The sequence below is a fragment of the Marinobacterium aestuarii genome, from assembly GCF_001651805.1.
Classification (GTDB): Bacteria; Pseudomonadota; Gammaproteobacteria; order Pseudomonadales; family Balneatricaceae; genus Marinobacterium_A; species Marinobacterium_A aestuarii.
In genome coordinates, this window is record NZ_CP015839.1 from 1,150,811 (window position 1) to 1,171,256 (window position 20,446).

Genomic DNA, 20,446 nt, shown 5'->3' on the forward strand with positions numbered 1-20,446 from the left:
GAATCAAGCCTGTTGAATAGGCGGGGGTGTCTCTTGGGTTGCAGCCTGTGCCTGAGGCGCCCCGGCGCGGGAGCATTCATCCAGCAGGTAGACAATCGAGTGGTAATCAATACCGCTGTGATGCGTCAGGCCAATCTCGCAGGTACGGCTGGTGGATACGCCCTGTTGGCAGCCCTGTACGGCCTGGTTCAGGGTGCGCAGCGCTGAGGCATTCAGTGCCGGGGTGGTGAAGCCCTTGTCGCCGGCAAAGCCGCAGCAGCCTATGTTCTCCGGTATCACCAGTTTGGTGGTGCACTGGCCGACGATGCGTTTAAGCGCCTCGGTTTGCCCCATGCGGCTCGCACTGCAGGTGACGTGCAAGGCTACGGGCTCAGTGCGCGGCTGGAATTCAAGGCGCGGCAGCAGGAACTGGTCGATAAAGTCCACGCTGTCGAACAGGCGGATACGGCTGTCCAGCAACTCCTTCAGTCGCAGGCTGCAGGGGCTGGTGTCCGAATACACCGGCAGGGCGCCGTTTTCGCTGGCGGCGAGCAGCATGTCGGCGGTTTCGTCGCGTTTGAAGTCGGCGGCCTCGAACATGCCCTTGGACTGAAACGGCATGCCACAGCACTGTCCTTCCAGTTCCTGTGGATAAATCACCTCATATCCGGCTTTTTGTAGCAGGGCTTCGGTCACTTGGACCAAGGAGCGGTTGTCGGCGCTGCCCCGGGCGGGCCCCATGGTCCGGCTGGCACAGCTGGGCAGATAGACCACCCTGGGTCTGTCGCTGTCGGGCCTTGCTGTCTTGTTGTGAATTTTGGCGGCGGGTCTTGGCATGGCCTCGGTCCAGAGCGGAATGCGCTCGCCGCTGAGCTTGCGCAGATTGCCGGTGATGCTTTTCATGGCAGTGCTGCCGAGCAGGCCGTGGGCGCCATCGGCCAGGCGAAAGACGGCTTTGCTGGTGCGATTGAGGCCGCCGTAATGTTCGGCCAGCCACTGGGCGAGCCGGGTCTGGTTTTCGTTGTCGCGGCTGCGGATCGAACGGGTCAGGTCGCCGGTATTGATGCCCACCGGGCAGCTGGTGGAGCAAAGGCCGCAGCCTGCACAGGTATCGGTGCCCTGGTAGCGATATTCCTCGCGCATGAGGGCGAGGCGCTCGGGGTCTTCGTTGCTGGCTTCCAGACGGGCTATTTCACGCCAGATAACGATGCGCTGGCGCGGCGTCAGGGTCAGGGCCCGGGACGGGCAGCTCGCTTCGCAAAAGCCGCATTCGATACATTTGTCGATAATTGCATCGGCTGCAGGCATGGGTTTAAGGTTGGCCAGATGTACCCGCGGATCACGGTTGAGCAGCACGCCAGGGTTCAGAATGTTGAGCGGGTCGAGCAGTTCCTTGAGTTGCCACATCAACTGATAGGCATCCTTGCCCCATTCGAGCTCCACGTAGGGCGCCATGTTGCGTCCGGTGCCGTGTTCCGCCTTGAGCGAACCGTCGTAGCGCCCAACTACCATCTGTGCCACATCATCCATCAGGCCTTCATAGCGCCTCAAGGCATCGTCAGTGTCAAAAGCCTGGGTGAAAACAAAGTGCAGATTGCCCTCCAGTGCATGGCCAAAAATCAGCGCATCGGTGTAATCCCATTTCTGGAAGATAAGGTGCAGGTCGGCTACTGCGTCTGCCAGGCGTTCTACCGGGAAGGCGACATCTTCAATAATGACGGTCGTACCGGTTTCGCGTACCGCGCCCACGGCGGGGAAAAGCCCCTTGCGGATGGCCCAGTACTGGGCGCATTCGGCCGTCTCGGTGCTAAAGCGTGCTGGCTGTAGCGTGGGCAGGTGCTCGATGGCAGCACTAATGGCACTGACCTGTTGCGCCAGGGCATCGGTGCTGGCGGCGCGGGTTTCAACCAGCAGGGCGGTGACACCATCCGGTAGCTGCTTTATAAAGTCGGGCATGCCGGGTTTGTTCTCGACCGAGCGCAGACCGGCCCTGTCGATCAGCTCCACCGCCGCCACGGGCGTGGGCTTGAGCAAAGCCACGGCCTCACAGCAGCTGTGTAGCTGTTCGAAGAAAATCAGTGCCGAGGCTTTGTGGGGGTGATCATCGACGGTGTTATAGGTGATCTCGGCCATAAAACCCAGAGTGCCTTCGGAGCCGATCATCAGGTGCTGCAAGATTTCGATCGGGTCCTGGTATTCGGTGAGGGCATTGAGCGCGTAACCGGTGGTATTTTTAAGGCGATACTTGTGCGCAATGCGCCGGCGTAGCGTTGCGTTTTCCCGCGTCTGGCGAGCCAGGCCTGCGAGGGTTTCCAGCAGTATGCGGTGGCTTTTGCGAAAGGCCGTTACCGATTCGGGTCTTGCGGTGTCGAGCAGAGTGCCATCGGCCAGAATCAGGCGCATGCTGGCCAGGGTATTGAAGCTGTTCTGCGCCGTGCCGCAGCACATGCCACTGGCATTGTTGGCGGCGATGCCGCCGATCATGGCGCTGTTAATGGATGCAGGGTCAGGGCCTATCTTCTTGTTAAAGGGCGCCAGGTAGCGGTTGGCATGGCCACCGATAACCCCCGGTTGCAGGCTGATGGCCAGGGCATGATCGTGCAGCCGATGGCCCTTCCAGCCATCGCCAAGTTGTACCAGTACCGAGTCGGTAATGGCCTGGCCTGACAAACTGGTGCCCGCCGCTCTGAAGGTGAGGGGGATTTGCTGCGCGCCCGCCAGGCGTATCAGCTGGATAACCTCCTGTTCGGACTCAATCCGCACCACTATCTTGGGCTGCAGGCGATAGAAGCTTGCATCCGTGCCGTAGGCGAGGGTACGCAGCGGGTCTGTGATCAGTCGTGTCTGCGGGATAAAGGCTGCAACTTCCTGCAGGAATGCGGAGTAAGCCGGTTTCATCTGTTGATAGCCTCACCTGGGCGGCATGACCGCGCAGGACATTGTTCACAAGGGTGAAAAGATAAAAAGTTGTATCGCTACTCAGTTAAACGGGCAGCCGGGTCAGCCCGGAATCTGCCTGTTAGCCGTAGGCATTGGCCGGCAGCCAGAGCACCAGCTGGGGCCAGAATACCAGGATCAGCAGGGCGATGAGCTGCAGGGCGATGAACGGCATCACGCCGCGGTAGATATCGCCCAGGCGCACCTCGGGTGGACAGACGCCCTTGAGGTAAAACAGCGCAAAGCCCACCGGTGGCGTCAGGAAGGAGGTCTGCAATGTCATGGCGACCAGCATCACGAACCACACCAGCTCCGGGTTATCCACCACGCCGTAGCCATCGATCTCGATACCCAGCGCCGAGATCACCGGCGCCAGCAGCGGCAGGATGATCAGGGTGATCTCGATCCAGTCGAGGAAGAACCCGAGCAGGAAGATCACCCCCAGGATGAAGAAGATGATGCCGTAGGGACCAAAGGGCAGCCCGGTAAGGAAGGATTCGATCAGTTCGTCACCGCCGAGCTCGCGCAGCACCAGGGCAAAGCAGGTCGCTCCGATAAAGATGGCGAAGATATAGGCCGTGGTGTTGGTGGTGCCGCGCACCACATCGTGCAGCACCCTGAGGCTGAACTTGCGGTTGTACATCGCCAGCAGGGTGGCGCCGAGCGCACCTACGCCCGAGGCTTCGGTGGGGGTGGCGATGCCGCCAAAGATCGACCCCAGCACGACGAAAATCAGCAGCAGGGTCGGCAGCACCGCCCGCAGCACGTTGAGTACGATGGGCCAGGTCACGGGCTTGGCATCCACCGGCACCGGCGCGGCGGCGGGTTTTACCAGGCCGTAGATCAGGATATAAACGATATAGAGCCCGCCGAGCATGAGCCCGGGGATCACGGCGCCCATGAACAGATCACCCACGGACAGCGCCAGCTGGTCGGCCATGATCACCAGCATGATGCTGGGCGGAATCAGAATGCCGAGGGTGCCGGCCGAGGCGATGGTGCCCAGTGCCAGTGGCATCGAATAACCCTGCTTGGTCATGGCCGGCAGTGACATCACCGCCAGCAGCACGACAGAGGCACCGATGATGCCGGTGGAGGCCGCGAGGATAATGCCGATGGCGGTGACGGTGATCGCCAGGCCGCCACGCACACGGCCGAACAGCTCCTGCATGGAGTGCATCAGGCGCTCGGCCACACCGGACTTGTCGAGCATGATGCCCATAAAGATAAACATCGGCAGCGCCACCAGGATCCAGTTGTCCATGATCTTGTAGAGCCTGTTCACCACCAGGCCCAGGGTCAGGTAGTCGAGCCCGGTAATCGTATCGAAATAGGTGTCGGCCAGCTGGCCGATAAAGGCGAACAGGATGCCCAGGCCACCCAGCACCCAGGCCACCGGAAAGCCGGTAAACAGCAGCGCGATAAAGGACAGAAACATCGCGATCACAAGAATTGCATTGATATCCATGTTTCTTATTCTCCGCGCAGCAGCAAAACAGACTCACGAAAAAGGCGCGACAGTACCGCCAGGGCCAGCAACGCGAAACTGGCCGGAATCACGCCCTTGATCAGCCAACGCCAGGGCAGGCCCGAGGGCGCCGAGGAGCTTTCGTTGATGCGGTAGGAGTCGTACAGAAAATCCAGGCTGTGCAGAAAAATCACCGTAATAAAGGGCAACAACAGGCACAGAATGCCGAGGATCTCGACCAGGCGCTTGCTGCGGGTTTTGAAACGGCTGTGGAACAGATCCACGCGGATATGGGCATCGGTGGTCTGGGCGTAGGCCAGGCCAAACATCACGCCCAGGGCATAGAGGTGCCACTGCAGTTCTTCCAGCGCGATCAGGCCATGGGAAAAACCCTTGCGCAGCGTGACCTGCAGGATAATTACCAGCACCAGCAGCACATAGCTCCAGCCAATGGCCAGGGTAAGGCGCTGAATCAGGCGGTCGATGCGATCCGCCAGGGGTACGGTGTCAGGAGAGGGGGGGTCTTTGTGAGTCACCGGGAACGACCTTCGAGTTCAGGATAAGGACGGGAGGCGTAAAAAAAGCCGGGGCATGACGCCCCGGCGAAGGTGTTACTCGGTGCGGCTGCGCGGCAGGAAGGCGTTGGCTTCCCACAGGTCATAGCCTGCGCGGAAGGTGCTCAGGTCATCCCAGACTTTCTTGAAGAAAGGGTCTTCGGCGGATTTTTCCACGGCGACTTCATCCCAGGTGCTCTTGAAGGTATCCAGCATGGTCTGGTTCCAGTAACGGATATGCACGCCATCTTCCTTGGCCTTGGCCATCACCGGGAACTGCATGGCCTCGCCTTCGGCCACCGAGTTGGTCATGGATGCCATGCAGATGGTTTCAATCGTTGCCTGCTGGCCTTCGCTCATGCCGTTCCAGGCGTCCTTGTTGACCAGCAACTCGAAGATGGTGGCCTGCTGATGCCAGCCCGGGAAGTAGTTGTACTTGACGATCTTGCTCAGGCCCAGGCGCTGATCGATGGCCGGCTGGGAGAACTCGGTGGCGTCTATGGCGCCTTTCTCCAGTGCTCCGAAAATCTCGCCGCCCGGCAGCTGCACTGTACCCACGCCGAGTTTTTCCATCACCGAGGCACCCAGGCCGAAGAAGCGCATGTTCAGGCCCTTCAGGTCTTCAGGCTTGTCGATCGGCTTGGCGAACCAGCCCGAGGTTTCCGGAGACAGGATGGCGCAGGGCAGTACCTTGACGTTAAATCCGGCGCTGTCGTACATCTCCTGGTACAGGCTCAGGCCGTTGCCGTAGTACATCCAGGCCATGTATTCACCCGCCTCGGGGCCAAAGGGGACGGCGGAGAACAGGGCGGCGGCCGGAATTTTGCCCTGCCAGTAACCGGCGGTGGCATAGCCGGAGTTCACCTTGCCGGACGATACCGCATCGAGGATCTCCGGCGGGCTGACCAGTTTGCCGGGCTCATAGACCTTCATGCGGATGTTACCGTCGCTGACCTTGTCAAGCCGATCTGCGACCCAGGTGATGGTGGTGCCCAGCGCCGGCAGATTGGTTGCAAAGGCGATGGGGGTTTTCAGCAGTATTTTTTCGGCTGCCAGTGCCCGGGGGCTGGCGACCATGAAGGCGCTGCCGGTGAAAATGGCGCTGATGACGGCAGCGGACATGAGGCTTTTGGAGAATTTCTTCATGAAGTGTCCTCGGGGTGGAGCTGATTATTTTTGTTGGAATTCTGTGCTTTCGCATGCGACCGGATGGCCACTGTTTTTATTGGTCTTACCAATTTACCTCTCCAGTGTTGTTACTGTATTTTTTCTGTACAACGCTTGTCAACTTTTTCACCATTAAAACCAAAGCTCCCGTATTTGTTAGCGTTTCAGGGGAGGGTCTTGATATCAACGATCTGATAAGGTAGAAAACTGGTATTACCAATTATTGCGCTGGCCTGTGCTGACCCGGTGAATTACAACTATAGGCGCCCAGTTAAAAAGCGCCGTAACATGACGGTTTTATTAGGGTTTTATCATGCTGTTGGTACAGCGGGAGGGATTAAGGTGGCCTATCAGCGGGTAAAACAACCCAAAATTTCCGATGTCATAGTGCAGCAGATAGAGGAAATGATTCTCGAAGGTACGCTTAAGCCGGGTCAGAAGTTGCTGCCCGAGCGGGAGCTGGCCAAGCAGTTTGATGTTTCACGTCCATCGCTGCGTGAAGCGGTGCAGAAACTGGCGGCCCGTGGTTTGCTGGTGAGCCGCCAGGGCGGCGGCACCTATGTTTCCGAAGAGCTGGGTGCTTCCTTTTCCGATCCGTTGCTGGAGCTGTTCAAGACGCATCCGGAAGCGCAGTATGATCTGCTGGAGTTTCGCCACGCCCTTGAGGGTGTCTCGGCCTACTATGCAGCGCTGCGCAGTACGGCCGCCGACCGGGAAGAGATCCAGACGCGCTATGATGAGCTGCAGCACTTTCACAGCTGCAAGGAGTTCAGCAAGGAGGTGGACGCCGATGTTGAGTTCCATCTCGCCATCGCCGCAGCGACCCACAACATGGTGCTGTTGCACATGATGCGCGCGCTCTTCAGTTTGCTGCGCCAGCACATCACCGACAACCTGTTGAATATTTACCCCAGGCCCGGCTACCGGGAAAAGATCCATGACCAGCACCGGGTGCTGATGACTGCTATCCTTGCCGGTGAGCCGGACAACGCGCGCAAGGCTGCCCACCACCATATTGCCTATGTTGAAGAGGCCTTGCTGGAAGGGGAACGGGAAAATACCCGTCAGGAACGGGCGCTGCGCCGGGCTAATGCCGGTGTTTAATGGTACTTTTGAGACGCGATGTCGCAATTTGGCCGAGATTGGCGTGTAACTCAGGTCAGTGCTGGAGCCCGCAGTCGCAGCATGCCCGCCAGGGCTGAGAAAACGTAGATTTCAGTTTGGTATTATTACTACAAAAATGTAGTCTGGAGACGGTTTTGTTGCCATCAATATCCAATATGTGCATAATATTGACGCCATTCTGTAGTAATACTACAGGATAATAAGAACGAGAAGATGGCAGGGCGCGGGAAGCCTGAACAACAGGCTGTTCCGTCTTAACGCTTACGTGGGATTGACTGCTCGAATAAGAATGAGTGGAGAAAGCAAAGTGCAAGAATTCGTTGAAGATATTGATCCGATAGAAACCCATGAATGGTTGGATGCACTGGAGTCTGTTGCCAAAAGCGACGGCGATGATCGTGCACGGTTTATTCTCAAACAGCTGGGGCGCAAGGCCGCTGATATCGGCGTAGGTAGCGTCGGTGCCACTACGACCCCATACCGCAACACTATCGCCCCCAAAGACGAAAGTCGCATGCCGGGCGATTTGTTTGTTGAGCGTCGTATCCGTTCCTTTATTCGCTGGAACGCGATGGCGATGGTCATGCGCGCCAACGACAACAAGGAAGGCCTGGGTGGTCACATCTCCAGCTTCTCGTCGTCCGCCACGCTGTACGATATTGGCTTTAACTACTTTTTCCGCGGCAATGAAGGCGAGCAGGATGCCGACATGGTGTTCTTCCAGGGGCATATTTCCCCCGGTATTTACGCCCGCGCCTATCTTGAAGGTCGTCTGACCGAAGAGCAGCTCGACAACTTCCGCCGCGAAGTGGACGGCAATGGTCTGTCGTCCTATCCCCATCCCTGGCTGATGCCGAACTTCTGGCAGTTCCCGACCGTGTCCATGGGTCTGGGGCCGATTCAGGCGATCTACCAGGCGCACGTCATGCGCTACCTGTCTGCCCGTAGCCTGATCAATCGCGGTGATCGCAAGATCTGGGCTTTCCTGGGCGACGGTGAGTGCGATGAGCCGGAAACCCTGGGTGCCATTTCCCTGGCCGGCCGTGAACATCTCGAAAACCTGATCTTCGTTATCAACTGCAACCTGCAGCGCCTCGACGGGCCGGTACGCGGTAACGGCAAGATTGTGCAGGAGCTCGAAGGCATCTTCCGTGGCGCCGGCTGGAACGTGGTCAAGTGCCTGTGGGGCCGCCACTGGGATCCGCTGCTGGAAAAAGACACAACTGGCTTGCTGCAAAAGCGCATGGACGAAGTCTGTGACGGCGAGCTGCAGAACTACAAGGCCAACGGCGGTGCTTACACCCGCGAGCATTTCTTCGGCAAGTACCCGGAACTGCTTGAGATGGTGAAGGATATGTCCGATCAGGACATCATGAACCTGAACCGCGGTGGTCATGACCCGTACAAGGTCTATGCGGCTTACCAGTCTGCCTATCAGCACAAGGGTCAGCCCACCGTTATCCTGGCGCAAACCGTCAAGGGTTACGGTACAGGCACCTCAGGCGAAGCCAAGAATGACACCCACTCCATCAAGAAAGTGGCTGTCGACGACCTGAAAGACTTCCGCGACCGCTTCAATATTCCGTTGACCGATGAGCAGCTGAACGACGTTCCGTACTACCGTCCGTCGCCTGATTCGCCGGAAATGAAGTACATGTTCGAGCGCCGCAAGCAGCTCGGCGGCTTCTACCCGACCCGTCGCACCGAGTTTGACGTGCTGGAAACGCCGGCACTGGATGCCTTTGCCAGCCAGCTCAAGTCCAGCGGTGAGCGTGAGCTCTCGACCCAGATGGGTCTGAACCGTGTCTTGAACGTGCTGGTCAAGGACAAGCAGATTGGCAACCGCATAGTGCCGATCGTTCCGGACGAAGCCCGTACCTTTGGTATGGAAGGCATGTTCCGTCAGCTGGGTATCTACACCTCGGCCGGCCAGCGTTATGTACCCCATGACTCTGACCAGATCATGTTCTACAAGGAATCCAAGACCGGTCAGGTGCTGGAAGAGGGTATCAATGAAGCCGGTGCATTCTCTGCCTGGCTGGCCTGTGCCACCTCCTACAGCAACAACAACTGCCCGATGGTGCCGTTCTACATCTTCTACTCGATGTTCGGCTTCCAGCGTGTCATGGATCTGATCTGGGCGGCCGGCGACAGCCAGGCGCGCGGTTTCCTGATCGGCGCCACCTCTGGTCGTACTACCCTGAACGGCGAAGGCCTGCAGCACCAGGATGGTCACAGCCACCTGATGGCGCAGATGATCCCGAACTGCGTCAGCTACGATCCGACCTACGCCTATGAAGTGACCGTCATCGTCCAGGACGGCCTTGAGCGCATGTACAAGAAGCAGGAAAACCGCTTCTACTACATCACCACGATGAACGAAAACTACACCCATCCGGAAATGCCGGTGGGTGCAGAGGACGCCATCATCAAGGGCATGTACCTGCTTGAAGAAGGCAAGAGCGCCGACCTCAAGGTACAGCTTATGGGCTGTGGCACCATCCTGCGTGAAGTGCGTGAAGCCGCGATCATTCTGCGTGAAGAATACGGTATTGAATCCGATGTCTGGAGCACCACCTCGATCAATGAGCTGCGCCGCGAGGCACAGGAAGTTGATCGCTGGAACATGATGCACCCGACCGACGAGCCGCGCGTACCCTACGTGACCGAGTGCCTGCAGGACCGTCAGGGTCCGGTTATCGCCTCGACCGACTACATGCGCATGTTCGCCGATCAGCTGCGCGAATTTATCCCGCACCGCTACAAGGTGCTGGGTACCGATGGTTTCGGCCGTTCCGATACGCGCACCAAGCTGCGTGAGTTCTTCGAAGTTAACCGTTACTACGTCGTTCTGGCTGCGCTCAAGGCGCTGCAGGAAGAAGGCAAGGTGCCTGCAACCGATGTTGCCAAGGCGATGCAGAAGTTCAATCTGAACCCGGAAAAACCGGCGCCCTGGACCGTTTAAGGCTCCTGTGAACTTCGTAACGGTTGAGAATTAGTAGAGGACATTATCGTGAGCACAATCACAATTAGCGTTCCAGACCTCAGTGGCGCCTCGGATGTCGATGTCGTTGAGGTACTGGTCAAGGCGGGCGATGTTATCGCCGAGGGCGACAGCCTGATTGCCGTTGAGACCGACAAGGCCTCAATGGAAGTACCGTCCACCCATGGCGGTACAGTCAAGGAAGTGATTATCAAGGAGGGTGGCACCTGCAACGAAGGTGACCAGATTCTGATTCTGGAAACGGGCGCGGCAGCGGCCCCCGAAGCTTCCGCAACAGCAGCTCCGGCTGCTGCGGCTCCTGCTCCAGCCCCCGCGGCGGCACCTGCGGCACCTGCTGCAGCTGCTGCTGCGGCAAGTGTTGAAGAAGTCCGGGTGCCGGATCTCAGCGGTGCCTCCGATGTTGACGTGGTTGAAGTCCTGGTCAAGGCTGGTGATGTGATTGCCGAGGGCGACAGCCTGATCGCGGTCGAAACCGACAAGGCGTCCATGGAAGTGCCGGCCCCGATGGGCGGCACGGTCAAGGAAGTCAAGATTGTGGCCGGCGGCACCTGCAATGAAGGTGACCTGATCCTGACGCTGGAGGTTGCAGGCAGTGCAGCATCGGCGCCCCAGGCTCAGGCGCAGGCTCCGGCCGCTGCGCCTGCAGCAGCCCCGGCCCCTGCAGCAGCTCCGGCTGTAGCCGGTGGTATCGAAGAGGTTCGGGTGCCGGATCTCAGCGGTGCCACCGATGTGGACGTGATTGAAGTCCTGGTCAAGGTCGGTGATGTCATTGCCGAGGGCGACAGCCTGATCGCGGTTGAGACCGACAAGGCCTCGATGGAAGTGCCGGCGCCCAAGGGCGGTACCGTCAAGTCCGTCAGCATCAGTGCCGGTGGTACCTGCAACGAAGGTGATCTGATCATCACGCTGGAAGTGGCCGGTAGTGCTGCGGTCGCGGCGCCCGCTGCTGCACCTGCTGCGGCTCCCGCTGCTGCAGCTGCACCCGTGGCGGCACCTGCTGCGCCTGCCAAGGCGGCGCCAGGCGCGACCGTTAACCAGGCACTGGAGCAGAAGAACCGTGCCGTGCACGCAGGCCCGGCCGTTCGCGCCATCGCCCGCGAGTTCGGGGTTGATCTGTCGCTGGTGGCAGGTTCAGGCCGTCGTGGTCGTGTCGTCAAGGAAGACGTGCAGAACTACGTCAAGGTCTCGCTCAAGGCGCTGGCCGAGAAGCCTGCTGCTGGTGTTGCCACCGGCTCCGGTATTCCGGCCGTCCCTGCGATCGATTTCAGCCAGTTTGGCGAGATTGAACTGCAGAAGATGAGCAAGATTGCCAAGGTGACGGCGGCGAACATGACCCGTTGCTGGCTCAATGTGCCGCACGTGACCCAGTTCGACAAGGCGGACATCACCGAGCTGGAAGCCTTCCGCAAGGAAATGAAGGACGCCGCAGCGAAAGAGGGCGTCAAGCTCACGCCGCTGCCGTTCATCATCAAGGCGGTGGCTCAGGCGCTGAAGGAGAACCCCAAGTTCAACGCCTCTCTGCATGCTGATGGCGAGCACATAGTGCTGAAGAAATACATCAACGTCGGTCTGGCGGTGGATACGCCAAACGGCCTGATGGTGCCGGTGATCAAGGATGCGGACAAGAAGTCCATCTACGAGCTGTCCCGGGAAGCGAACGAACTGGCTGGCAAGGCCAAGGATCGCAAGCTGAAACCCAACGAGATGCAGGGCTGCTGCTTTACTATCTCGAGCCTGGGTGGCATTGGCGGTACTGGCTTTACGCCTATAGTACCGGCGCCGGAAGTTGGCATCCTGGGTGTATCCAAGGCAGACATAGAGCCGCGCTGGAATGGCAAGGAGTTCGAGCCGCGCCTGATGCTGCCGCTGTGTCTGTCCTATGACCACCGGGCGATTAATGGCGGGGATGCAGGACGCTTCCTGACCTACCTGAACAGTCTGCTGAGCGATATCCGTCGCTTGGTGCTGTAGCACTTTGGAAAGACCCACTTCCAAAACCTTGGCGTCAGGGCCCTGTTTGGGGTCCTGATTTTTTACCGGTCTGCTCTGCAAGCCGTGCCCGGGAAAGGGAAGCGTTTTTACACAGCTACAGACTCATGTATTTAACCAATACAAACAAAAGGCCACTCAATCGAGTGGCCTTTTTTATACAGGGACGTATGTTGGCATTTTTTGCTCCTGCAAAAATGCCATTTCCGCCATCCTTGGCGGTCCCTGCCTTTTGCTCCTGCAAAGCCAGAGTTCCCGCCGTCCCTGGCGGTCATCCTGCGGGTGCAATGGATGCACACGACTACAGGGATGTAGGAGATAGGGCGGCGCAGGAGCCAAAGCCGAGGAGCAGGGCTCCGTAGCTACCCATCGCAGTTTAGTCGCGGGGCATGGCCTGCAGTGAATCCCCGCGGCCGACGGCGTAGTAGGCCAGGCCCGCCCTGGCGACATCCTGCGGCGAGTAGAGGTTGCGGCCATCCACGATCAGGGGGGTGCGTAGCTGGGTTTTGAGCCAGGCGAAATCCAGGGTGCGAAAGGCTTTCCATTCAGTACAGATCACCAGGGCATCGGCATCTACCACCGCCAGTTCACGGGTGGCGGCCAGGCTGAGGTCGGCGCGCGTGCCGTAGATGCGGTGGCACTCGTTGAGGGCTTCGGGGTCGTAGGCGCTGACGCTGGCGCCGGCCTCCCACAGGGCTTCCATCAGGGTGCGACTCGGCGCCTCGCGCATATCGTCGGTATTGGGCTTGAAGGCCAATCCCCAGATAGCGATGCGCTTGCCGCGCAGGTCCTTGCCCAGGCCCTGTTGCAGCTTGTGGAACAGGGTCTGTTTCTGCTGCTGGTTGACCCGCTCCACCGCATTGAGCAACGGTGCCTCGTGGCCGACATCCAGCGCCGTGCGGGTGAGCGCCTTGACGTCCTTGGGGAAGCAGGAGCCGCCATAACCACAGCCGGGGTAGATGAAGTGATAGCCAATGCGCGGATCCGAGCCGATGCCCTTGCGCACCTGTTCTATGTCGACCCCCAGACGTTCGGCCAGCTGGGCCAGCTCGTTCATGAAGCTGATCTTGGTGGCGAGCATGGCATTGGCGGCGTACTTGGTCAGCTCGGCGGCGCGCAGATCCATGAACATCAGTTTGTCGCGGTTACGGTTATAGGGGCCGTAGCACTCGCGCATCAGGCCGCGCACCCGCTCGCTGTCGGTGCCGATGACAATGCGGGCCGCCTTGGTGAAGTCCTCAATGGCGGCACCTTCCTTGAGAAACTCAGGATTGGAGCAGACATCAAACTCGGGGCGGGTCTGGCGTGCTGACAATACACTGCTGATTTCCTCGCGTACCCGGTCTGCGGTGCCCACGGGCACGGTGGATTTGTCGACCACCACCTTGTAGTCCGTCATGTGGCTGCCGATGGTGCGGGCCACCGTCAGCACGTGACGCAGGTCCGCGGAGCCGTCGTCATCGGGGGGCGTACCCACGGCTATAAATTGCAGCTGGCCGTGGGCGACACCGCGCTCTGCCGAGGTGCTGAACTGCAGCCGGCCTTCGCTGTGGTTGCGCTTGAGCATGGATTCAAGGCCAGGCTCGTAGATCGGCAGGCGGCCCTGATTCAGGCCATCAATCTTGGTCTGATCAATATCGATGCACAGAACATCATGGCCAACGTCCGCCAGGCAGGTTCCCGTGACCAGGCCGACATAGCCACTGCCAAATACCGTGATTTTCATAGCTTTCCCGCGTTGAAACAGAGATGTTCTGAAGACTAACTCTAGTGCAGCCTGATGCCCAGAGTCTGTCGGGTTTTGATTACAGTTTCTTGATGCTGCCTGAGTCGGACTGGCAGTTAATGATATAGTGCGGTCTTAACGACAGGGGCATGGGTGCTTCTGCTGCATGGGCTGAGTCAAGGGTTGGCAGATGAAGGTACTCATTACCGGAGTTGCGGGTTTTATCGGGTTCCATGTGGCCAGGCGCCTGCTGTCTGAAGGCTGGCAGGTACTGGGGCTGGACAGCCTGAATGACTACTATGACCCGGCACTGAAACAGGCACGTCTCGCGTTACTGAGGCCCCAGGCCGGTTTTCGCTTTGCAGGCGCGGATCTGGCGGACAGGTCTGCGATGGAGGCGCTCTTTGCCGACCAGCCGTTTGATCGCGTTATCCATCTTGCGGCCCAGGCGGGGGTGCGTTATTCGCTGGAAAACCCCCATGCCTATGTGGATGCCAATCTGGCGGGCCTGCTGAACGTGCTCGAAGGCTGCCGGGCTCAGCAGGTGGCGCATCTGGTCTATGCTTCGTCGAGTTCGGTTTACGGGCTCAATACCCAGGTCCCCTTTGCCGAGTCGGATGCGGTTGATCACCCGGTGTCTCTTTACGCCGCCACCAAGAAATCCGGAGAGTTGCTGGCCCACTCCTACTCCCACCTCTATGGTCTGCCGGCCACCGGGCTGCGCTTTTTTACCGTCTACGGCCCCTGGGGGCGTCCGGATATGGCGCCGATCAAGTTTGCCCGCGCCATCAGTGCCGGCGAGGCGATTGATGTCTACAACCAGGGGGACATGAGCCGCGACTTCACCTATATCGATGATATCGTCGAGGGTGTGGTGCAGGTGCTGGATCAGATTCCCGCAGCGCAGCCGGGCTGGACGCCGGAGCAGGGCAGCCGCGGCCAGAGCTCGGCGCCGTATCGGATCTTCAATATAGGTGCGGGTCAGCCGGTGGGGCTGCTGGACTTTATTCAGACACTGGAAGCGGCGTTAGGTGTACAGGCTCGTAAGAACTTCCTGCCGATGCAGCCTGGCGATGTGGCCCGTACCTGGGCCTCAACTGAAGCACTGCGGCAACAGACCGGATTTAGTCCTGCGGTGGGGCTGGAGGAAGGTGTCGGCAAGTTCGTTGACTGGTACAGAGCCTATTACGGCCCGTCGGTTTGAGGGGAGCGCGACAGAATTAAAAAGGGGGCAGCGTGCATGGCACGCTGCCCCTTTTTAGTCAGGCTGGATCAGGCCTGATCCAGCTCGTCGAGCTGCTGCTTGAGAAATTCACGCAGCTCAGGGCCTGTGTGCGGGCTTTGCAGGCCGAAGACCATGTTGGCCTGCAGGTAACCCAGCTTGTTGCCGCAGTCATAGGACTTGCCCTCCATATGGTAGGCCTCCATCGGCGTTTCCTTGAGCAGGGCGGCCATGGCGTCGGTCAGCTGGATTTCACCGCCGGCTCCGCGCGGGGTGGATTTAAGCAGCTGCATAATGCGCGCCGGCAGTATGTAACGTCCCACGATCGCCAGGTTTGAGGGCGCCGTGCCGGGAGCCGGTTTTTCCACCATGCCCTGAATCGGGTGCGCATCGCCACCCTGCAGGACGGCACCGGCGCAATCGACAATGCCGTAGCGCTCGGCGTGCTCGTGCGGCACCGGCTCCACCATGATCTGCGGGTGCTCGTTGCGGCTGAAGGCAGCCATCATGCCGGCCATGTCAACGTGGCCGCTATCGGCGGTGCGGTTGTTGATCAGTACGTCCGGCAGCATGACCGCGAAGGGTTCGTCACCGATAATGCCGGCGGCGCAGAGGACGGCGTGGCCAAGGCCCTGGGCGCTGGGCTGGCGTACCGAGATGATTTCCACATCAGGCGGCTGGATGTTGCGCACTGAGGCAAGTTCCGCGATTTTGCCCTTGATCTCTAGCTGGGCTTCGAGCTCGTAGTGGGCATCGAAGTGGTTTTCAATGGCTTCCTTGCCGGAGCGCGTCACCAGAATAATCTTGGTAATGCCTGCCGCGACGGCTTCTTCCACCACGCGCTGGATGACCGGCTTGTCGCCGACCGGCAGCATTTCCTTGGGGATGGCCTTGCTGGCGGGCAAAACACGGGTGCCGAGTCCGGCAACGGGGATTATGGCTTTGGTCACTTTACGCATCGGTGATGGGGCTCTTTGATGTTTTAATTTCCTGGTGCAATCGGATGACACAGCGTCATCCGGTGCGGTGATTTATAGCAGGCAATATCAGGCGCGGGTCATGAACTTCCCGGTTTCCGTATTGATCTTGATCTTCTCGCCCTGCTTGATGTACTCCGGTACCTGCAGCTCAAGCCCGTTGGTCATGATGGCGGGCTTGGTGCGCCCGGTGGCGCTTGCCGCCTGCATGCCGGGCACGCACTCGGCCACTTCCATGATAACGGTGGCGGGCAATTCGACAGTGACGATCTCGCCTTCGATCAGCAGCGCGACTATGCCTTCAAGTCCGTCACTCAGAAACGGCAGCTGGCTTTCGATGCTGCTGCCGTTGAGGTAGTACTGGCTGTAGTCTTCGGTATCCATGAAGGTGAAGAGGTCGTCTTCGCGGTATAGGTAGGACACCTTGCGCCGTTCCAGCGAGACGTTCTTGACCAGGTCATCACCGGTGAAAGTGACTTCGTGCTTGCCACCTTCGGGCAGCAAATTGAAACGCACCTTGTACAGGGTGCTGGCACCACGGGAGGTGGGGTTGCGCACATCGACATGTTGCACCACATAGACATGTCCATTGAGCTCGACGACATGGCCCCGCTTGAGTTCGGATGCTTTGGGCATCGAATAAAACCTCGTGATCACAAAATTGGGAGACTGGCGGCTCGACCCTTTAGCGGGCGACGCTCTGCTACAGGCTCCGGGATTGGCATTTTAGGAGAAAACCGCCGCGCCGCGATACTGATTTAAACGCAGGCCGGTGATTTCGCGTCAAGCCTCCAGGCGCTGCACGTCCACCGCGACCCGGGGCGCCTGGGGTTTGCCGCCGTCAAACAGCACGCCGCGCAGCGGCGCCACATCGGAGTAATCCCGGCCCCAGGCCGTGGTAATGTGCTGTTCGGCCGGCATGTTGTCGTTGGTGGGGTCGAATTCGAACCAGCCTTCCTCCGGCGAATAGAGCGAGAACCAGGCGTGGGAGGCGTCTGAACCCACCATTTTCACCTGTCCGGGCGGCGGCAGGGTTTCGAGATAACCGCTGACATAGCGCGCCGGGTAACCCAGGGCCCGCAGGCAGCCGATGGCCAGATGGGCAAAGTCCTGACAGACGCCACGGCGGTGCTCCAGCACATCGGACAGTGGCGTAGCTACTGTGGTGAAGGCTGGATCATAGGTGAAATCGGTGAAGATGCGGTGCGTCAAGTCGCGGGCAGCCGAGAGTAGCGGCCGGTCGGGGGTGAAGGAGGGCGCCGCATAGTCGCGCAGTGCATCCATGGCCTTGATCATCGGCGAGTCGAGCACGAACTCGCGCGCCACCAGGGTGGATTTTGTCTGGTTGGTCTTCAGCGCTTCCAGTGCCTGGGCGCAGGTACTGCCCAGATCCAGGTTCAGCTCGGGGCTGGCGCGGCCCTCGTCAATGCGAATATCGCTGGTGATCTCGACCGACAGCTTGCGGTGGGGCACCTCAATGGAGAAGTGTACTATGTTGTTGCCGAAGTAGTCCTTGCGCTTGCGGCTGTAGGCCGGCATGGGGCTTATCTGCAGCTTGCTGCTCAGGCAGTTCTGGTAGCTGGTGTTGCGCGGCTGCAGATGGGCCAGGTTGTAGCACAGGCTGACCGGGTGCTGGTATTCGTACTCGGTCAGATGTCGGATGCGGTAGATCATAGTTCGCCATTCCACCCGGTGTTCACCAGCTGCTGAGGGCCGCCGGTGTGATCGAAGAAGTCTTCACTGACCGCCACGGCGGTTTCGTTCAGGCGCTGCTGTACCTGCTGCAGCAGCTTGTCGAGCTGGACGCGGCTTTGCAGTTTTTCATCCACTACCGCCAGGGCGCGCATGTCAGCCAGGCGCACCGCCGCCGATATTTCCAGTACCAGCCGCTGATTGCGCGGCAGTTCCGGCCCCTTGCCGCGATTGGGCAGCTCGCTCAGATCCTTGAACAGCTTGTCGAGCTGATAGATCAGGGAGCGCGGGTTGCTGCGATCAATCAGCAGCAGGCCCAGGCCACTGACAATGTTGGTTTCAGCCCGGAAGCGGCGGCGGTAGGTATTCAGGGCTTCGGTCGACAGCAGTGCCGATTCCAGTGCCAGCGGCTCGCTGGGGTCGACGTTGACCGGCACCAGCAGGTGGCGCAGCAGTGAGGCCACCTGCTGGGCCTTTTCAAGCCGGCGGCCGATCTGCAGGAAGCGCCAGCCCAGGCCGCGGAACATGCTGTCCTGGTACAGGCCGCTCAGGGCCAGCAGGGCGGAGATCAGCGGATCCAGTGTTTCTTCCGGTGCCGATGCCATGCCACGGGTCACGGCGTCTTCGAGGCCGTTCAGCTCATCGCGTATGTCGTTGATAATGCGCTGAATATCGGCCGAGAGCAGTTCCTTGACCTCCTCGGCGCAGTTGAGCATGGCAATCAGTGAGGCCTTGACGCTGCCGGTACGCCGGGCATCGCTGATCACTGACAGCAGTTCAGGTTCTGGCTTGCGCAGCAGCTCCAGGTTGTCCCGGGTGAAGCCAGGCAGGGTCAGTGTTACCTCGGAGACGGCCCGCAGCAGCAGCCGTTCGGCGCCCTTGGGCAAAATAACGGCGCTGTTGAGCTGGACGAAGACGGTACGCAGTACGCGGATGGCGGCGTCGGCGCGTTCGGAATAGCGGCCCATCCAGAACAGGTTTTCCACCATGCGGCTTGGCAGGGTGGTGTACTGGTGGATATGGCTGAGGCTTTCGCCGCCAGGGCCAGCCTGCAGGGTCAGCTGTTTTTCCGGTTCCGAGGCCAGTACCCAGGTGTCCTTGCTGAGGGAACCGAGCTGGTTGGAAATCAGGCGACTGTCGTTAGCGATGCCCACTCGGGTCATGCCGCCTGGCATCACCGAATAGGAGCCTTCGCCTGCGACCGAGAAACTGCGCAGCACCGAGGGGCGCGAGTGCATGGCGCCCTTGTGCCAGCTGGGCGCCGAGGACGGGGCTATGTATTCCTGTGCCGTATAGTGCAGCGGATTAAGCCGGATGCGCTCGATCAGCTCTTGGCGCTCAGAAGCGGGCAGGTCGCAGCCAAAGATACTGAACTCGCCGGCGCGGCGCGCACAGCGCTTGATGACCAGCTTGTCGATATTCGCCAGCACATGGGCAAGATCGCCGGCATCGCCGCACCAGTAAGTCTTGACCGAGGCCAGCTGCAGTTCGTGGCCGAGGAAAAACTGGCTGATTTGCGGCATGTATTTCAGCAGCGCGGTGTTTTCCAGTACGCCGCTGCCCATGGGGTTGGCCACCACGACCCGGCCTGAACGTACCACTTCCAGTAGCCCCGGCACGCCCAGGCGCGAATCGCTCTTGAGCTCGACCGGATCACAGAAGTTGTCATCGACGCGGCGCAGTATGACATCCACCCGGGTGAGGCCATCGAGGGACTTCATCCAGACGTAGCCGTTGCGCACCGTCAGGTCGCCGCCCTGTACCAGGGGGTAGCCAAGGTAGTTGGCCAGGTAAGTGTGTTCGAAGTAAGTCTCGCTGTAGGCGCCGGGCGTCAGTATGACGATGCTGGGCAGCTCACCGCCGGCCAGGTTGCCCGGCGGAGCGAGGCGGGTCAGGGTGTGGCGCAAGGTGGTAAAGAACAGTGACAGCCGGTGTACGTGGCTGTCGCGGAACAGGCTGGGGAAAACACGCCGCATAACGGTGCGGTTTTCCAGCGCATAGCCCGCTCCGCTTGGCGTCTGGGTGCGGTCACCGATGATGACCATGTTGCCGTCGGCACCGCGCACCATATCGGCGCTGTGCAGTATCAGCTGGTGGTCGCCCTGCAGCTTGATATCCTGGCACGGGCGCAGAAAGCCGCCGTGGCTGTATATCAGCTCTGCCGGCAGTATGCCGCAGCGCAGCAGCTCGCGAGGGCCGTAGATATCCTTGAGCAGCAGATCGAGCAGTTCAGCGCGCTCGCTCAGGCCGGTTTCAATCTGGTTCCATTCCTCGCTGGCGATCAGCAGTGGAACCGGGTCCAGCCCCCAGGTGTGACTGGCCAGGGACGCGCTGGACAGCGTATAGGTGGCGCCGTCATCCCGCAGGATGCGTTCGGCCTTGCGCTGGCGATCATTCAGGGCGTCGGGGCCCAGAACATTCAGGCTCTCCAGTAAGTATTCCCAGTGGCTGCGCATGCTGCCATCGGGAGCATAAACCTCATCCATGAGCCCCGCCGGACGCGGGTAAACCAGGGCATTGCCCTGGTTTGATTGTTGCTGTTGGGAAAAGCTCATTCGGCGTGAACCTGTCTCGTCGAGAGGTGTTGTCAGGAAGGTTCAGCATAG

13 protein-coding genes are annotated in these 20,446 nt (G+C 59.8%); 4 read left to right on the plus strand and 9 right to left on the minus strand.

Features of this window, described 5'->3' with window-relative positions; translation table 11 throughout:
• Positions 1-3: 3 nt before the first annotated feature.
• The 4 genes from A8C75_RS05055 to A8C75_RS05070 all read right to left on the minus strand — a co-directional run bounded on the left by A8C75_RS05055 (position 4) and on the right by A8C75_RS05070 (position 6,084).
• On the minus strand, positions 4-2,877 hold the full coding sequence (locus A8C75_RS05055; RefSeq protein ID WP_067379027.1) for an FAD-binding and (Fe-S)-binding domain-containing protein: 2,874 nt from the start codon (positions 2,875-2,877) through the stop codon (positions 4-6).
• Positions 2,878-2,998: 121 nt separating this feature from the next.
• A complete protein-coding gene (locus A8C75_RS05060; RefSeq protein ID WP_067379030.1) occupies positions 2,999-4,384 on the minus strand; it encodes a TRAP transporter large permease in 1,386 nt (461 codons plus the stop codon).
• A 5-nt stretch (positions 4,385-4,389) separates the two neighbouring features.
• Positions 4,390-4,920 (minus strand): TRAP transporter small permease subunit, encoded by a 531-nt coding sequence (locus A8C75_RS05065; RefSeq protein WP_067379032.1) that lies wholly within the window; start codon positions 4,918-4,920, stop codon positions 4,390-4,392.
• A 75-nt stretch (positions 4,921-4,995) separates the two neighbouring features.
• On the minus strand, positions 4,996-6,084 hold the full coding sequence (locus A8C75_RS05070) for a TRAP transporter substrate-binding protein (RefSeq protein WP_067379035.1): 1,089 nt from the start codon (positions 6,082-6,084) through the stop codon (positions 4,996-4,998).
• A 363-nt stretch (positions 6,085-6,447) separates the two neighbouring features.
• Between A8C75_RS05070 and pdhR the strand changes: the two genes are divergently transcribed.
• The 3 genes from pdhR (at position 6,448) to aceF (ending at position 12,205) form a co-directional block, all read left to right on the plus strand.
• A complete protein-coding gene (gene pdhR / locus A8C75_RS05075) occupies positions 6,448-7,209 on the plus strand; it encodes a pyruvate dehydrogenase complex transcriptional repressor PdhR (RefSeq protein WP_067379040.1) in 762 nt (253 codons plus the stop codon).
• Positions 7,210-7,519: 310 nt separating this feature from the next.
• Positions 7,520-10,195 (plus strand): pyruvate dehydrogenase (acetyl-transferring), homodimeric type, encoded by a 2,676-nt coding sequence (gene aceE, locus A8C75_RS05080; protein WP_067379042.1) that lies wholly within the window; start codon positions 7,520-7,522, stop codon positions 10,193-10,195.
• A 48-nt stretch (positions 10,196-10,243) separates the two neighbouring features.
• Entirely contained in the window at positions 10,244-12,205 is a 1,962-nt protein-coding gene (gene aceF / locus A8C75_RS05085) for a dihydrolipoyllysine-residue acetyltransferase (RefSeq protein ID WP_067379048.1), read from the plus strand.
• Positions 12,206-12,599: 394 nt separating this feature from the next.
• On the opposite strand, the gene A8C75_RS05090 is transcribed toward aceF, so the two are convergent.
• A complete protein-coding gene (locus tag A8C75_RS05090; RefSeq protein ID WP_067379050.1) occupies positions 12,600-13,949 on the minus strand; it encodes a UDP-glucose dehydrogenase family protein in 1,350 nt (449 codons plus the stop codon).
• Between the two features lie 190 nt (positions 13,950-14,139).
• Here A8C75_RS05090 and A8C75_RS05095 point away from each other — a divergent pair, with 190 nt between their 5' ends.
• On the plus strand, positions 14,140-15,153 hold the full coding sequence (locus A8C75_RS05095) for an NAD-dependent epimerase (protein ID WP_067379051.1): 1,014 nt from the start codon (positions 14,140-14,142) through the stop codon (positions 15,151-15,153).
• Between the two features lie 68 nt (positions 15,154-15,221).
• Here the strand turns inward: A8C75_RS05095 and galU are convergent, their stop codons facing one another.
• The 4 genes from galU to A8C75_RS05115 form a co-directional block, all read right to left on the minus strand.
• The gene (gene galU, locus A8C75_RS05100; RefSeq protein WP_067379057.1) at positions 15,222-16,130 is read right to left on the minus strand and encodes a UTP--glucose-1-phosphate uridylyltransferase GalU; all 909 of its coding nucleotides are present in this window, start codon (positions 16,128-16,130) and stop codon (positions 15,222-15,224) included.
• 87 nt (positions 16,131-16,217) lie between these two features.
• Positions 16,218-16,784: an elongation factor P-like protein EfpL gene (gene efpL / locus A8C75_RS05105; RefSeq protein ID WP_067379059.1), complete on the minus strand. Its 567-nt coding sequence runs from the start codon at positions 16,782-16,784 to the stop codon at positions 16,218-16,220.
• A 147-nt stretch (positions 16,785-16,931) separates the two neighbouring features.
• Positions 16,932-17,822, minus strand: coding sequence for a transglutaminase family protein (locus tag A8C75_RS05110; protein ID WP_067379061.1), 891 nt, complete (start codon positions 17,820-17,822; stop codon positions 16,932-16,934).
• Complete coding sequence (locus A8C75_RS05115) at positions 17,819-20,395, minus strand: circularly permuted type 2 ATP-grasp protein (protein ID WP_067379064.1); 2,577 nt, start codon at positions 20,393-20,395, stop codon at positions 17,819-17,821. The genes A8C75_RS05110 and A8C75_RS05115 overlap by 4 nt, the downstream gene beginning before the upstream one ends.
• Between the last annotated feature and the right edge of the window lie 51 nt (positions 20,396-20,446).